This is a genomic window from Oerskovia sp. NPDC056781 (assembly GCF_042789955.1).
Lineage (GTDB): Bacteria > Actinomycetota > Actinomycetes > Actinomycetales > Cellulomonadaceae > Oerskovia > Oerskovia rustica.
In genome coordinates this window covers 1-14,618 of sequence record NZ_JBHUAD010000092.1, presented here as the reverse complement: position 1 = coordinate 14,618, position 14,618 = coordinate 1, and the positions used below count along the sequence as shown (strand labels likewise).

The following is a 14,618-nucleotide window of genomic DNA, read 5'->3' as shown; positions in this document are numbered from 1 at the left end:
CCCGCAGGGTCCGTGCCGGTCACCAGGGCGCCGGCCGGCACGGCCCCTGACCGTCAGGGAGTGACGATCGCGAAGTCCTTGTCGCCCGGGTCCAGGACCGCGGCGAGCCGGCCGAGCACGGAGGAGTCGCCGCTGAGCTCGATGCCCGCCTGGGCGAGCGTGTCCGGCGTGACGTCTCCGCTCGCCAGGATCGGTAGAGCGCGCCTGGTCCCGGTGAGCGTGACGTCAGCGGCACCCTTCTGCGGGGCGGCGCTGTACGTGAGGACACCGTTGCGCAGCCACAGCCGGTAGCGCTCGTCGACGTCCGTCAGCACGACGTCGATCGTCACCCTCTCGTCCCATGCCCGCGGCCCGTCGACCTGGATCGCCAGGGCGTCGAAGAGCATGGCCGGGGACAGCTGCGCGAGCATGTCCGACGAGGCCGCGACGGTCGGCGTACCGAACGGGCCGTCGCGCAGCTCGGTCGCACCCGAGAGGTAGACGCTGCGCCAGGTGCCGTTCTCCGACCCGTAGCCGAGCTGTTCGTAGGTGTCCGCGAGCAGCTCACGGGCCCCGGTGTGATCGGGCTCGGCGAAGACGACGTGGTTCAGGATCTCCGCGACCCAGCGGTAGTCCCCCTCGTCGAACGCGACCTGGGCCTTGGCGACGACGGCGGCCGCCCCACCACCCAGCTCGACGTAGCGCTTGCCCGCCTCGACAGGGGTGTGCCGCCACAGGTTCGACGGGTTGCCGTCGTACCAGCCCATGTACCGCTGGTAGACGGCCTTGACGTTGTGGCTCACGGAACCGTAGTACCCCCGTGCGTGCCAGGAGTTCTCGAGCGCGGGTGGCAGGACCATCTGCTCGGCGATCTCGGCGCCCGTCAGGCCCTGGTTCAGCATGCGGAGCGTCTGGTCGTGCAGGTACGCGTAGAGGTCGCGCTGGAGCGAGAGGTACTCGACGATCCGAGCGTTGCCCCAGGTGGGCCAGTGGTGCGACGCGAAGACGGCCTCGGCCTCGGTGCCGAAGAGGTCGATCACCTCGGTGAGGTAGCTCGCCCACGCGTGCGGGTCGCGCACGACGGCGCCGCGCAGGGTCAGCAGGTTGTGCAGGTTGTGCGTCGCGTCCTCCGCGGCGCAGAGCGCCTTGTGGTCCGGGAACCAGACGAGCATCTCCGACGGCGCCTCGGTGTCGGGGGCCATCTGGAAGACCATCCGGACGCCGTCGACCGTCTTCTCCTCACCGGTCGTGGTGATGTCGACCGTCGGGGGGATCAAGGTGATGGTGCCGGTCGACGTCGTCTGTCCGAGGCCGGCCCCGACCTGTCCCTGCGGGCCGCGGGCGAGCGCGGCGCCGTACATGTACCCCGCGCGGCGCCCCATGGCCGTGCCTGCGTACACGTTCTCGGCGACGGCGTGCTCGGTGAACCCCTCGGGGGCGAGGACCGGGACGCGACCGGAGTCGACGTCCTCCTGGGTCGTGACCCCCTTGACCCCGCCGAAGTGGTCGACGTGCGAGTGGGTGTAGACGACGCCCGTGACGGGACGGTCGCCGCGGTGCTCGCGGTACAGCGCGATCGCGGCGGCGGCCGTCTCGGCCGAGAGCAGCGGGTCCAGCACGATCACGCCGGTCTCGCCCTCGATGAAGGTGACGTTGGAGAGGTCGAAGCCACGTACCTGGTAGATGCCCTCGACGACCTCGAACAGACCCTGCGTCGCGACGAGCCGGGACTGGCGCCACAGGCTCGGGTTGACCGTGTCCGGGGCCTCGCCCTGGAGGAAGTCGTACGTGTCGTTGTCCCAGACGACGCGACCGTCCGCAGCGGTCACCGCGTTCGGTGTTCGTCGGCCGAGGAGCCCGCGACCGGCGTCGTCGAAGTCCTGGGTGTCGTGGAAGGGCAGGCTGTCTCGCACGACCTGCTGCTGCCGGACGATGGCGGGGGAAGCTGGCTTGGCTGATGACATGCTGGCAGCATTGCAGCCACCCACGCAGTGCGCACCCGCAACCGGTGAGGGGGTTCTCGACGCCCCGCCGACCGGGTCGGCACACCCCGTGCGTGCACCTGTACGTCAGGTCGACCGCGCGCCCGGAGACGCGCTGCTCACCGCACGGACAGCCCGGGCACCTCGAGGCTCACGTCGGCGTACGGCGCGAGCAGCAGCGTCACGGTCGCCCAGCCCCGCGTGAGCAGGCCCGTGTCGGAGTCCGGCTCGGAGTGCCGCTCCGTGCCCGAGTACTGGAGCGTCAGGTTGCGGTCGTCGTTCTCGTGGATGCGTGCCTGGACCAGCCCGAAGCTCGCGAGCGGTGCCTGGCGCAGACCCCGGAGGTCGCCCGGGGCGCGGTCGGGGACGTTGACGTTGACGACCCGGCGGCCGAGCGGGGTGCGGGCCACCCACTCCACGACGTGGTCCGTCACGAGGCGCGCGGTCTCCCAGTGGCGGGGCTCGGCGGCGTCCATCGACACCGCGACCGACGCGATGCCGTGGGTCGTGGCGGACATGGCCGCGCCCACGGTCCCCGAGTGCAGGATCGCGTTGCCCGTGTTCGCGCCCTTGTTCACGCCCGACAGGACGAGGTCCGGCCTCGCGCCGAAGCCGCCGTACGCCGCGACGAAGGCGATGAGCGCGGGGGCGGCCCGCACGGCGAGGGACGTCACGCCGTCGGGCAGGCCGGGGGCCCGGCGCGGCTCGACGACCAGGCGGCCGTCCTCCTCGGCCCCCAGCAGGGACGCGCTCGCCCCCGAGGACTCACGCGCGGGTGCCGCGACCACGACCTCGTACCCCGCGTCGAGCGCGGCCCCGGCCAGCACGGCCAGGCCCGGGGAGTCGATCCCGTCGTCGTTGGTGATGAGTGCGCGCATCATGGCCTCCTTGTCGTCCGGGTGGTCAGCGGGTCTCGCGCACCGTCACGCGGTGCGCGAAGCGTTCGATCTGGTCACGGTGCCCCGTGCCCAGACCGCGGCGGGTCACGTTGAGGGCCCCGGCGGCTGCGCCCAGGCGCACGGCGTCGGGCAGGTCCATGCCCCGCGCCAGCCCGACGGCGATCCCCGCCGTCATCGAGTCGCCCGCCCCGCGGTGGTCCACGGTCGTGACGGACGGGCTCTGCACGGTGTAGCTGCGCTCCCGCGTCACCAGGAGCGACGGCGCCTCCGCCCGCGAGACGATCACGGCACGCGGCCCCGCCGCGACCATCTCGTCCGCCGCCGTGCGCAGGGACCGCTCGCCGTCGTCGGGCGCGAAACCGCCCTCGACCATCTCCTCGTGACTGATCTTCAGGACCGCGCCGGGCTCCCGGGCGACGGCGTGAGCCTCGGCCCCCGAGAGGTCCGCCACGACCTGACGCTCGGCTGCATGAAGGTCCTTGGTCAGCCGGCCGAAGAAGTCCGGCGGGACGCCCACGGGCGTGCTGGACCCGGTGAGGATCGTGACCGCGGCGTCGAGCGCCGCCACGAGCACCGTGCCGTACAGGTCGTCGACCTCGTGCCGGTTCAGGGGGAAGGGCTCCATGGCCACGACCTCGGCGCGCTCGCCGCCGCGCCGGTCGTGCACGAACGCGCCGTTGGCGCCGGTCGAGGTCACGCGCAGGTCGAGGTTCTCGGCGCGGGCCAGGTGCGCGGCCACCGACCCGGTCTCCCCGCCGAACGGCCCGCACACGATCGCGTGCGCCCCGAGCGAGTACGCCATGCGAGCGAGCCACAACCCCTGGCCGCCGGGGTGCACATGGATCTCGGGCGACGTCTCGTGCGGCCCGGCGGGCTCGATCTCGATCGCCAGGAGAGGCGTGAGCGCGAGCACGCACACGGTCGGTTCACGGGGGTCCGTCGTCATCGACCGAGCCTAGGTCGGGTGCTCCACGGTCACCCGGCGAAGGGCGTTGTCGAGGTGTGCGGCTGGTCACACGCGACGCCACCCAGGGCGCGACTAGGCTCGGCAGCGTGAGCCCAGAGATCGAGGTCCGCACAGCGGCGTCCGACGACTGGCCCGGGATCTGGCGCGTGCTCGAGCCCGCCTTCCGCGCGGGCGAGACCTACACCTACCCTCGCGACATCGGCGAGGCGGACGCCCGCACGGCATGGACGGCCTCTCCGGGAGCCCGTGTGCTCGTCGCTGTGGACGCGGACGGTGCGGTGGTCGGCACGGCGAAGTACCTGCCCAACCTTCCGGGTGCGGGCGCCCACGTCGCGAACGCGAGCTTCGTCGTCGGGCCGGGCAGCGGTGGACGAGGCGTCGGACGCGCCCTCGCGAACGCGGTGCTCGACGGCGCCCGCGCCGACGGATACCTCGCGATGCAGTTCAACGCCGTCGTCGAGACCAACGAGCGCGCCGTGCGGCTCTGGGAGTCCTTCGGGTTCGAGATCCTGACGACCGTGCCCGACGCGTTCGCGCACCCCACGGCCGGTCTCGTCGGGCTCCACATCATGTATCGCGACCTGTAGGACCCGGCCGTCCAGGACCCCGAGGACCGCGAACGCCGACGACCTCCGGGGTCGAGCCCTGACGGCTCGGCCCCGGAGACCGCTGGATCACGCCCGGCGACGCGGGGCGGCGTCCACCTCAGACGCGACGCTCGCGGCGGAAGAGCGCGCGTGACCACACGTAGCCTGCGACGCCGATCACGACGGACCAGGCCACGGCCTGCACGACGGTCGCCCCCTCGAGCCCCGCTCCCCCGGCGAGCAGCCCGCGCACGGTGTCGATGATGGGCGTGAAGGGCTGGTGCTCGGCGAACCAGCGCACGGCCGTCGGCATGGTCTCGACGGGCACGAACCCGCTGCCCAGGAACGGCAGGAGCAGCAGGATCATGGGCGTGTTGCTCGCGGTCTCGACGCTGCGGGCGCCCAGACCCATGGCGACGCACAGCCAGTTGAGGCAGATCCCGAGCAGGACGAACATTCCCGCGAGCGCCAGCCAGTCGAGCGCGTCGGCCTCGGGGCGGTAGCCCATGGCGATCGCGGCGCCCAGCACGAGGACCACGGCGATCATGGCCTGCACGGCGAACCCGAGGACGTGCCCCGAGAGGATGGATCCCGGGGAGATCGCCATGGTCTTGAACCTGGCCATGATGCCGCTCGCGGCGTCCATCGCAGCGCTCACGGCGACCGACGTCGCTCCCCCGACGACGGTGATGACGAGGAGGGTCGGCGTGATGTAGTCGAGGTAGGCGGCCCGGCCGTCGGCGCCCGGCGTGATCCCGGGGGCGACGCCCGCGCCGAAGGCTCCGCCGAAGACGTAGACGAACAGCAGGAGCATGACCATCGGGCCGCCGACGATGAAGACCGTCAGGCCCGGGTAGCGCACGGCGCGCAGCAGGCTGCGGCGCAGCATGATCCCGACGTCGGCGACCGGACGGGGCCGGGCCGTGGTGGTGGGGGCGGTGGTGGCGATGGCAGTCATCGGACGTTCTCCTTGTCCTGTGTCGGACCGGCGGCGGCAGCGGCATCGGTGCCGGCCTCCTCCTCGGTGGGCGGTTCGGTCAGTGCGAGGAAGACCTCGTCGAGCGAGCCCGCGTCGTGCACGGACTTGAGCTCGGCGGGCGTGCCCTCGGCGACGATGCGGCCGCCGTGGAGGACCGCGACGGAGTCGGCGAGCCGGTCCGCCTCCTCGAGGTACTGCGTGGTGAGCAGGATCGTGGTGCCCCCCTCGACGAGCGCGCGCACCTCGTCCCACAGGGTGCGACGACTGCGCGGGTCGAGACCCGTCGTCGGCTCGTCGAGGAAGACGACCGACGGGGCTCCGACGAGCGTCATCGCGAGGTCGAGCTTGCGCTTCATTCCCCCGGAGTAGGTGGCCACGGGCTTGCCCGCGGCCTCGGCGAGGCCGAACTGCTCGAGCAGCACGGTCGCCCGGCGGCGTCCAGCGGACTTCCCGAGGTGGTTCAGGTCAGCCATGAGCCGCAGGTTCTCGGTGCCGGTGAGCAGCTCGTCGACGGCCGTGATCTGGCCGGTCACGCCGATCGAGGCGCGCACGGCGTCCGGCTCACGGGCGATGTCGTGGCCCGCGACGCGGACCGTGCCGGCGTCGGCGGCGAGCAGGGTCGACAGGACGCCGACGGTCGTGGTCTTGCCCGAGCCGTTGGGGCCCAGCAGCGCGGTGATCGTCCCGGCAGGGACGACGAGGTCGACGCCGTCGAGCACGAGCTGGGTGCCGGACTTCGAACGGTAGGACTTGCGCAGGCCGGCGACCTCGATCGCGGGTCCGCGGACTGTGGTGGTCATGAGCTTCTCCTTCGAGGGTGGTGGACGAGCGGGTGGAGCAGGGACGAGCGGTGAGAGCACTTCTGGTGGGGACGGGGAGGAGGGGCGGCCTCAGGCGTGCGGGCGCCGCACGATCACGTCGCCGTAGCTGGTGCCTGCGCGGACCTCGACCGTCAGGTCGGACTCGCCGGGACCGGCCGCGTCCTGCAGGAGGTTGCGGACCTGGCCGTGCTGCGAGGTCGCGTCGAGCCAGGCGGCCGTGCCCTCGGGCACTCCGACCTCGATCGAGCCGTACGAGCTCTCGAGCTGGACGCGACCGTTCACGGCCTGCTCGACACGGATCCCGCCGTGCGCGCACCTGACGACCGTGTCGCCGTGCGACCGGTCGATCGAGATGTCGCCGTGCGCGCCGTTGACGCGCAGGCTCCCGGTGGTCCTACCGATCTCGGTGGTGCCGTTGGGCACCTTGACGGTCGCGTCGCCGTCGAGCTCGCGGACGCGCAGGCCACCCGCCGAGACCACGGCGTCGACGGTGCCGGAGACCCGGCCCACGCTGAGCGACCCGGCCGAGACCTTGATGTCGAGGCGGTCGACGTCGTCGAGCCGGGCGTTGCCGCCGTTGAGGTTGAGGTCGACGGTCCCGAGCCGGCCCTCCGCGTAGAGGGATCCTGCCTTTCCGCGCAGGTCCGACCCGGCGGGAACCTCGATGGTGACCTTCGCACCACCGGAGGCGAACGGCAGGACGTACTGCTTCCAGGCGTTGGGGTAGACGATCGCGATGGCGTCGCCGTCGCGCTCGACACGGGTCTCCTCGGCGGCGCGGACCGAGCCGGACTTGCTCGGGTCCGCCGGGAGGACGGTCACGACGACGTCGTCCCGTTCGCCGGCGACGACGTACAGGTTGCCGAAGGGGACGTCGATGACGACCGGGACGGGCGTGGGGGCGGCGAAAGTGGGCATGACGGATCCTCCAGAGGGGTGAGCGTGTCCGCCCCGGGGTGGCGGGGCGCGGGGATGGTGGTGGTGTCGGGCGGTGGGTCAGCGCACCCAGCCGGTCATGCGGCCGGAGGTGCTGGTGGCCCGGGGAGCCGGGCGCGAGGGGACGGCGGGGGCGAGCGCGGCGGCGACCGCGCGCACGAGCCACGTGTTGACGGACATGCCCTCGCGGGCTGCCGCTTCCTCGACCTGCGCCTTGAGCTGGTCGGGCAGGCGGAGCGTCGTGCGGGACGTGCTGACGTCATCAGGGTCGAGCGCTGCCGGGCGGGCCGGCTCGGCCGACGGGGTGGAGTCCTCCTCGAAGGCCGAGGCGGGTGCGGGAGTCACGATGAACTCGGGGTCGCGGCCGCGGAGCCGGACGTCGACCGCACCCGGCGCGAGCTCGGCCGTGATCTCGCCGGCCGCGGTCGAGAGGGCTTCGAGCAGGACGAGCCGGACGGCGGCGTCGAGCGGGGCGGAGAGGCGGCCGGCGAGCTCACGTGCCTCGTCCCCGCCCGCGGCGGCTGCGGTGGCGAGCTGGTGCTGCAGCTCGTCGACGTATCTCGTAAGTTCCATGACGCCACTATGACACCACGCGTGGTGTCACCGCAAGAGATATGGCGTCATTCATTTCAGAAAGTGGTGTCACTGCGACGCCACTGCAGCAAAGATGCAGGTCAGGGCATCAATCCCCGACATGGCTCTGGCGACCGCTCCTCGGCAGCACCCTCCGGAGGGGCTCGTGGAGCGCGACGGCGCCGCTCCATGTGATGGTGAGCGGCGCCGTCGGGCAGGGCGGGAGCCGTGACGATCGTGGGACGGGACGACGGGTGGACCGGTCGACGGGGCGACGGGTCGACGGGTCGACGGGTCGACGGGTCACTGTCGCGCCATCGCGATCCGCAGGCGCTCGTCGGGGTCGATGAAGTGGTCGTGGTCGTCGTCGCCCAGATCGATCTGGACCCAGCGGATCTTGCCCGTGAACCTGCTGGTGCGGGGCGTGTAGTCGGGGCTGACAGGCGTCCCCGACTCGTAGCCGACGTCCGTGGTCTCGTCCGCGGAGAAGATCATGGCCTGGGTGGCCTCGACGCGACCTGCACCGACCTGGTTGCCGTCGTAGAACAGCGTGACGTCCCCGCCCTTGCCGAGACCTCCGCCGTCGTACACGAACTCCATGCGGACCTGGTGCGTGCCTGCCGGGACCGGCGCGTCGGCCTCGGTCCCGAACTCCTGGATCCCGAGGACGTTGTAGACGAACCTCGCCCGTCCGTCCTTGACGTAGACGCTCCACCCGCCGAACCGGCCGCCCTGTGCCACGATCACGCCGTGCGCACCGCCATCGGGGACCTCGATCTCCGCGGTGACCGAGAACGACTTGTTCTTGATGTTGAGCACGCTGTTCTCGGAGAGCCTGCCCATGCCCGGGAACAGCAGCTGGCTGTTGCCGTGGACGAGCGTCGGGCGCCCCGCGAGGTCGGAGCTGAGCCGTTCGCCCGTGCGGTCGTCGAGCGGGAGCACGTTGTACTTGACCGCCTCGATCAGCCAGAGTCGCTGGAGCTCGTGCAGCTTCTCGGGATGCTCTCTCGAGAGGTCGCGCGCCTGGCTGTAGTCACCGGTGCCGTCGTAGAGCTCCCAGACGTCGTCGTCGAACGCGACCGTCGTGCCGCCGAGCAGCACCCACGGGGTGCGGTGCTTGGTGACCGCGCTCCAGCCCTTGAAGTAGACCCCTCGGTTGCCGAACATCTCGAAGTACTGGAGGTCGTGGCGCTCGGGCTCGTCGGCGCTCGCGAACGAGTAGAGCATGCTCGTGCCCTCCATGGGTGACTGGAGGACGCCGTTGACCATGGTCGGCTCGGGCAGGCCCGCGGCCTCGAGGATCGTCGGCGCGACGTCGATGACGTGGGTGAACTGACTGCGCAGCCCGCCCTTGCCCGTGATCCCGTTCGGCCAGTGCACGATGGTGCCGTTGCGCGTACCGCCCCAGTGCGAGGCCACCTGCTTGGTCCACTGGAAGGGCGTGTCCATCGCGTGCGCCCAACCGACCGCGTAGTGGTTGTAGGAGGACGGAGACCCGAACTCGTCCATCTTGGAGAGCATGAACTCGGTGGTCTCGAGCCCGGCCATGCCGTTGAAGTTCGCCATCTCGTTGAAGGCACCGTTGAGGGTCCCCTCGGCCGAGGCTCCGTTGTCGCCGATGATGTAGTAGACGATCGTGTCGTCGAGCACCCCGAGGTCGTCGATTGCATCGATCACGCGCCCCACGTGGTGGTCGGTGTGCTCGAGGAAGCCCGCGTACACCTCCATCTCGCGAGCAAGGACGGGCTTGAGCTCATCAGGCATGTCGTCCCACGCAGGAATCTCCGAGTGGCGGGGGGTGAGCTCGGCACCTGCGGGGACGACGCCCAGCTCCTTCTGGCGGGCGAGCGTCCGCTCGCGCAGAGCGTCCCAGCCGTCGTCGAACGCGCCCGCGTACCGGTCGGCCCACTCCTTCGGGACGTGGTGCGGCGCGTGCGTCGCCCCGGGGGCGAAGTAGGCGAAGAACGGCCGGTCAGGCATGAGTGCCTTCTGCGAGCGGATCCAGCTGATCGCATGGTCGGCCAGGTCCTCGGTCAGGTGATACCCCTCCTCTGGCGTCGCGGGCGGCTCGACGGCCGTCGTCCCGTCGTACAGCGCCGGGTCCCACTGGTTGTTCTCGCCGCCGATGAACCCGTAGAACCTCTCGAAGCCCCCGCCCCCCGAAGGCCAGGCGTCGAACGGCCCCAGGGGCGAGGACTGCCAGACCGGGACCTCGTGGCACTTGCCGAACTGCGCGGTCGAGTACCCGTTGAGCTTGAGCGTCATGGCGAGCGGGGCCTTGGTGTTCGGCTTGAGCGAACTGTTCCCAGGCGCCGAGGTCGCGGTCTCGGTGATGCTGCCCATGCCCACCGAGTGGTGGTTGCGCCCGCTGAGCATCGCAGCGCGGGTCGGCGCGCACAGCGCCGTGGTGTGGAACCGGTTGTACGTGAGCCCTCCCGCGGCCAGGCGCTCGGCGTTCGGGGTCCGGCACGGCCCGCCGAAAGCGCTCGACGCGCCGAACCCCACGTCGTCGAGCAGGACGATCAGGACGTTCGGAGCCCCCTCGGGCGGCAGCAGCGGCTCGATCGGTGGGTACGACGTGTCGGGGTCCTTCGCGTCGTAGGTCGTGAGCCCCGGGTCCGGACGGTCCGGGATGGGCAGCATGCTGCGTGCGTGCTTGTCGGGACGCATGAGGGAACTCCGCTCGGTCGGACGCTGGACACGGTCCTCCCCCACGCTAGGAACGAGCGCCTTGGAGCACATCACCCAGACAGGGTGACGGCGCGCCGTCCCCAGGCGCACCATCGACGGCAGTCCTACCGTGGAGTGGTGAGCGACGAGCCGGTGACGGCGCCTGCGTCCGAGGATCTCGACGACCTGTTCGTCGGCGTCAAGTTCGCCGTGCCTCGGCATCGTGCCCCCGACGTGAGCCGGGCTGCCCTGATCGACGCGGCGCGTGCCAGCGGGCGACGGGTCGTCGGGGTCACCGCTCCTCCCGGCTACGGCAAGTCCACGCTCCTCGCGGAATGGGCTCGGACAGACCCCAGGACGGTCGTCTGGATCACGCTCGACCGGTTCGACGACGCCCCCCGCGCTCTCCTGTCCGTGCTGGCCTCCGCCCTCGCCCGCCACGGGATCGGGCTGCCTGGCCTCGGCACGGACATGGTCGGGCCCGACGCCTCGCTGCTGGGCCGAGCAGCTCCTCGCCTCGCGTCGGTCCTCCGGACCAGCCCGGTCCCCTTCGTCCTCGTGCTCGACGACCTGCACGAGGTCCGGTCCGCGGCCTGCCACGACGTGCTGGGCATCGTGGTCGGGGGCATCCCCGACGGGTCGCAGCTCGTCGCCGCGAGCCGGGACGAGCAACCTCACCTGGCGCGGCTACGTGCGACGGACGGGACGGTCGAGGTCGGGGTGCGCGAGCTCGCTCTCGACGCCGAGGGAACCGCGCAGGTCTTCGCTGCGGCCGGCGTGCCGCTCACGCCGCACGTCGCGGACGCCGTCCGGGCGCGGACCGAGGGCTGGCCCGTGGGGGTGCACCTCGCGGCGCTCGTCGCGCGCGACGGCGGGGACGGCGCGGACGTGGCCGCCGTCACGGGCACCGACCGGTACGTCGCAGACTACCTCCAGCGGGAGACGCTCCGACGGCTGCCCGGCGAGACCAGGCAGTTCCTGCGCCGCACCGCGGTGCTCGACGACCTCACCGCCCCCTTGTGCGACGCCGTCCTGGGTGAGGCCTCGTCGCTGCGACACCTCCGCGAGCTCGAGTCGGCCCACCTCTTCCTCGTCCCGCTCGACCGGCACCGCCGCTGGTTCCGGTACCACGCCCTGTTCCGCGAGCTGCTGCTCGACGACCTCCTGACGACCGAGCCCGACCTCGCCGACGACCTCCGGGTCAAGGCCGCCGACTGGTACGAGGCCAACGGTTCGCCGGAGCGTGCCGTCGAGCAGCTCCTGGCGACGGGCGAGCGCGAGCGCGCCGCCCGGCTCGTCACCCGGATCGTCATGTCCCTCTTCCAGGCCGGGCAGATCTCCACGATCGACCGGTGGCTGGGCATCCTGGGCGACGAGGCGATCCGCAGGCACCCGCCGCTCGCCGTGCTCGCGGGCTTCGTCGCGGTGTACGAGGGACGTGCCGGGGTCGCCGAGCGCTGGGGAGCCGTCGCGGACGCGGCCACGTTCGACGGCATCCCTGGGGACGGGTCGGCCTCGTTCGACTCGGCGCGGGCCATGTACCGGGCCCTGCGGTGCCCCGACGGCCCGCAACGGATGCTCGACGACGCCCACCTCGCCCTGGCGGCAGAGCCAGAGTGGAGCTCGTGGCGCGACACCGCGCTGGTGCTGAGCGGGGACGCGCTCCGCCTGATCGGCGACGACGAGTCCGCCGTCCGACACCTCGAGCTCGGCGTCGAGGCCGCGAGCGCCCTCGGCGACGCCGACACGCTCGTGTACGCCGGGGCGCAGCTCGCCGACCTCGACATGGACCGCGGCCGGTGGGAGAACGCCAGGCTCCGGGTCCAGCGGGTTCTCGCTGCCATCGGGGGCCACCGGATGGACGACTACCCCACGAGCGCGCTCGGCTACGCCGTGGCCGCCCGCCTGGCTCATCACGACCACGACCTCGCCCTGACGGACGACCTCCTGACCCGCGGGATGCGCACCAGGACGTACTGCACGTACGCGTTCCCGACGCTCGCGGTACGCGTACGTCTACGGCTCGCACGGACGAGCTGGGCCACCGCGGACGTCGCCGCGGTCCGGCACCTCCTGCGCGAGATCGACGACGTGCTGCTCCGCCGGCCCGCGCTCGGAGTGCTGACCGACGAGGCCGCCGACCTGCGCAAGTCCTTCGACGCGGCCGAGCACGCGAGCACCGTCGCGGGCCACGGCCCTCCGCTCACGCCTGCGGAGCTCCGGCTCCTGCCCTACCTCCAGACCCACCTCACGATCCGGGAGATCGGCGAGCGGCTCTTCGTGTCGCGGAACACCGCCAGCTCGGAGATCGGTTCGATCTACCGCAAGCTCGGTGTCTCGAGCCGGAGCGAGGCCGTGGAACGCGCGCTCGCCAGGGGGCTGCTGGGCGCGTGACCGCTCACCCCGGTTCGCGCGCGTCGAACGGGTCGTAGCCGAGCGCGAGCGCGAGCTTGGGGGCCGCGGCCACGACGGCCGGCAGTCCGACGATGGGGATGGTCGCCGCGAGGACGTCGACGATCTCCGCGGTGGTCGCGCCTGCCGTCACCGCCTCGTCGACCTCGCTGCCGTACGTCGGCTCGGCCCCGCCGACCGCGACGAGCGCGGCGAGGCGAATCAGCGCGAGCGTCTTGGGCTCGAGGACGGTCGACTCGAGCTCCAGGTCCTCCTCGAGGCGCGCGTCGTTGATCGCGAAGCGCCGAAGTCGGTCGGTGTAGTCCACGGTCTGGCCATCCTCTCGCCCGGTCTCGTCCTCCCATTGCCGCACGTCGTCGGTGCGCTGGCATCACCCCGATCACATGATCCGGTCGCGCCGTCCTCCGGCAGCGCGACCAAGTTCATGCGGTCTGCGTGACGACGCAGCCCGCCGTGGCGCCGGATCCTGGGCAGGAGCGACACGACACGTGCGACCTCTCCCCGCACGGGGCGTCCCTGACGTGAGGGACGAGCGAGGTCCCGGAGGAGAGGACCGACGACCCATGACCCAGGACCCGAACGACCTGCAGGACACCGGACCGATCGACTACCTCGTCGTCGAGTTCGAGTCCGACGCCATGACGGGCGAGGCCTTCCCCCTGCTCGTCGACCTCGTCGAACGCGGGACCATCCGTGTCCTCGACCTGCTCGTGCTGCGCAAGGAGGAGGACGGGAGCGTGGTGGGCGTCGAGCTCGACGAGCTCGCCGACGGATCGACAGGCCTCGAGATCTTCGCCGGTGCCTCGTCGGGGCTCCTGGGGCACGAGGACCTGACCGAGGCCGCCGAGGCGGTCGAGCCCGGGCGGACCGCGGCGGTCCTGGTCTACGAGAACGTCTGGGCGGCACCGTTCGCGTCCGCCCTGCGCCGCGGCGGCGCCCAGCTCGTCGCGAGCGGGCGCATCCCGGTGCAGGCAGTGCTCGCCGCGCTCGACGCCGCCGAGAACGCCACCTGACCCACGTCCCGACAGAGGAGGAACACCATGCCCGGACTGATCCGAGGCGTCGCGCGAACCGCCGTCGTCGCCGGCACCGCGACCGCCGTCTCCAACCGCGTCTCCCGCCGACAGGCAGGCCGCTGGGCCGCCCAGGAGGAACCGCCTCCGCAGCAGGCGCCGCAGCCGACCTACGCCACGCCGCCGCCTGCCCCCGCACCCGCACCCGCACCCGCACCCGCCGGCATGGACGCCAAGATCGCCCAGCTCACGCAGCTCGCCGCGCTGCGCGACCAGGGTGTGCTGAGCCCTGCCGAGTTCGAGGCGCAGAAGGCTCAGATCCTCGCCGGATGACCGGCACCCACCTGAGGAGGAGTTCGCATGGACAGCTTCATGGACTGGTTCTGGCTGATGGTCTGGTGGTTCTTCTTCTTCATGTACCTGATGATCCTGTTCCGGATCCTCGCCGACCTCTTCCGCGACCACACGCTGAACGGCTGGTGGAAGGCGCTGTGGGTCGTCGCCCTCATCGTCGTCCCGTTCGTCTCCGCGCTGATCTACATCATCGCCCGTGGGCGCGGGATGGCCGAGCGCCAGATGCAGGACATGTCGCAGGCCAAGGTGCAGACCGACGCCTACATCAGAGGTGTCGCAGGCGCCGACTCGTCCCCGGTCACACAGATCGCTCACGCCAAGGCCCTGCTCGACTCGGGCGTGATCGACGAGAACGAGTTCGCGGCGCTCAAGGCCAAGGCCCTGGCCTGAGGGTCGAGGCGTCCCAGGACCGGAGCGAAGCGCCGACGTGGCCGAGGTGACAGGCC

At 71.8% G+C, this 14,618-nt stretch carries 14 protein-coding genes; 5 read left to right on the top strand and 9 right to left on the bottom strand.

Going from position 1 to position 14,618, the window contains the following annotated elements:
- Positions 1-53: 53 nt before the first annotated feature.
- The 3 genes from ACFRCR_RS10025 to ACFRCR_RS10015 form a co-directional block, all read right to left on the bottom strand.
- Positions 54-1,943: an alkyl/aryl-sulfatase gene (locus ACFRCR_RS10025; RefSeq protein WP_377677200.1), complete on the bottom strand. Its 1,890-nt coding sequence runs from the start codon at positions 1,941-1,943 to the stop codon at positions 54-56.
- Positions 1,944-2,080: 137 nt separating this feature from the next.
- Positions 2,081-2,842, bottom strand: coding sequence for a 5'/3'-nucleotidase SurE (gene surE / locus ACFRCR_RS10020; protein ID WP_377677198.1), 762 nt, complete (start codon positions 2,840-2,842; stop codon positions 2,081-2,083).
- Between the two features lie 22 nt (positions 2,843-2,864).
- On the bottom strand, positions 2,865-3,806 hold the full coding sequence (locus tag ACFRCR_RS10015) for a 1-phosphofructokinase family hexose kinase (protein WP_377677196.1): 942 nt from the start codon (positions 3,804-3,806) through the stop codon (positions 2,865-2,867).
- Between the two features lie 107 nt (positions 3,807-3,913).
- Here ACFRCR_RS10015 and ACFRCR_RS10010 point away from each other — a divergent pair, with 107 nt between their 5' ends.
- A complete protein-coding gene (locus tag ACFRCR_RS10010; RefSeq protein WP_377677194.1) occupies positions 3,914-4,414 on the top strand; it encodes a GNAT family N-acetyltransferase in 501 nt (166 codons plus the stop codon).
- Between the two features lie 118 nt (positions 4,415-4,532).
- Here ACFRCR_RS10010 and ACFRCR_RS10005 read toward each other — a convergent pair whose 3' ends face one another.
- The 5 genes from ACFRCR_RS10005 to ACFRCR_RS09985 all read right to left on the bottom strand — a co-directional run bounded on the left by ACFRCR_RS10005 (position 4,533) and on the right by ACFRCR_RS09985 (position 10,393).
- The gene (locus ACFRCR_RS10005) at positions 4,533-5,372 is read right to left on the bottom strand and encodes an ABC transporter permease (protein ID WP_377677192.1); all 840 of its coding nucleotides are present in this window, start codon (positions 5,370-5,372) and stop codon (positions 4,533-4,535) included.
- Positions 5,369-6,193 carry an ABC transporter ATP-binding protein gene (locus tag ACFRCR_RS10000; RefSeq protein WP_377677190.1) on the bottom strand — a complete coding sequence of 275 codons (825 nt, stop codon included), beginning with the start codon at positions 6,191-6,193 and terminating at the stop codon, positions 5,369-5,371. The genes ACFRCR_RS10005 and ACFRCR_RS10000 overlap by 4 nt, the downstream gene beginning before the upstream one ends.
- A gap of 90 nt (positions 6,194-6,283) precedes the next feature.
- Entirely contained in the window at positions 6,284-7,132 is an 849-nt protein-coding gene (locus ACFRCR_RS09995; protein WP_191796471.1) for a DUF4097 family beta strand repeat-containing protein, read from the bottom strand.
- 78 nt (positions 7,133-7,210) lie between these two features.
- A complete protein-coding gene (locus tag ACFRCR_RS09990) occupies positions 7,211-7,723 on the bottom strand; it encodes a ribbon-helix-helix protein, CopG family (protein ID WP_377677188.1) in 513 nt (170 codons plus the stop codon).
- Between the two features lie 303 nt (positions 7,724-8,026).
- Positions 8,027-10,393 carry an arylsulfatase gene (locus ACFRCR_RS09985; RefSeq protein ID WP_377677187.1) on the bottom strand — a complete coding sequence of 789 codons (2,367 nt, stop codon included), beginning with the start codon at positions 10,391-10,393 and terminating at the stop codon, positions 8,027-8,029.
- Between the two features lie 138 nt (positions 10,394-10,531).
- On the opposite strand from ACFRCR_RS09985, the gene ACFRCR_RS09980 reads away from it, so the two are divergent.
- Positions 10,532-12,787: a LuxR C-terminal-related transcriptional regulator gene (locus tag ACFRCR_RS09980; RefSeq protein WP_377677185.1), complete on the top strand. Its 2,256-nt coding sequence runs from the start codon at positions 10,532-10,534 to the stop codon at positions 12,785-12,787.
- A gap of 4 nt (positions 12,788-12,791) precedes the next feature.
- On the opposite strand, the gene ACFRCR_RS09975 is transcribed toward ACFRCR_RS09980, so the two are convergent.
- A complete protein-coding gene (locus tag ACFRCR_RS09975) occupies positions 12,792-13,112 on the bottom strand; it encodes a carboxymuconolactone decarboxylase family protein (protein WP_030153209.1) in 321 nt (106 codons plus the stop codon).
- A 256-nt stretch (positions 13,113-13,368) separates the two neighbouring features.
- Between ACFRCR_RS09975 and ACFRCR_RS09970 the strand changes: the two genes are divergently transcribed.
- Genes ACFRCR_RS09970 through ACFRCR_RS09960 form a run of 3 tightly spaced genes read left to right on the top strand, consistent with a single transcriptional unit; the run spans position 13,369 to position 14,562 of the window.
- Entirely contained in the window at positions 13,369-13,818 is a 450-nt protein-coding gene (locus tag ACFRCR_RS09970) for a DUF6325 family protein (RefSeq protein WP_191795454.1), read from the top strand.
- A 27-nt stretch (positions 13,819-13,845) separates the two neighbouring features.
- On the top strand, positions 13,846-14,151 hold the full coding sequence (locus ACFRCR_RS09965) for an SHOCT domain-containing protein (RefSeq protein WP_377677183.1): 306 nt from the start codon (positions 13,846-13,848) through the stop codon (positions 14,149-14,151).
- A gap of 27 nt (positions 14,152-14,178) precedes the next feature.
- Positions 14,179-14,562: a hypothetical protein gene (locus ACFRCR_RS09960; protein WP_377677181.1), complete on the top strand. Its 384-nt coding sequence runs from the start codon at positions 14,179-14,181 to the stop codon at positions 14,560-14,562.
- Positions 14,563-14,618 lie beyond the last annotated feature (56 nt).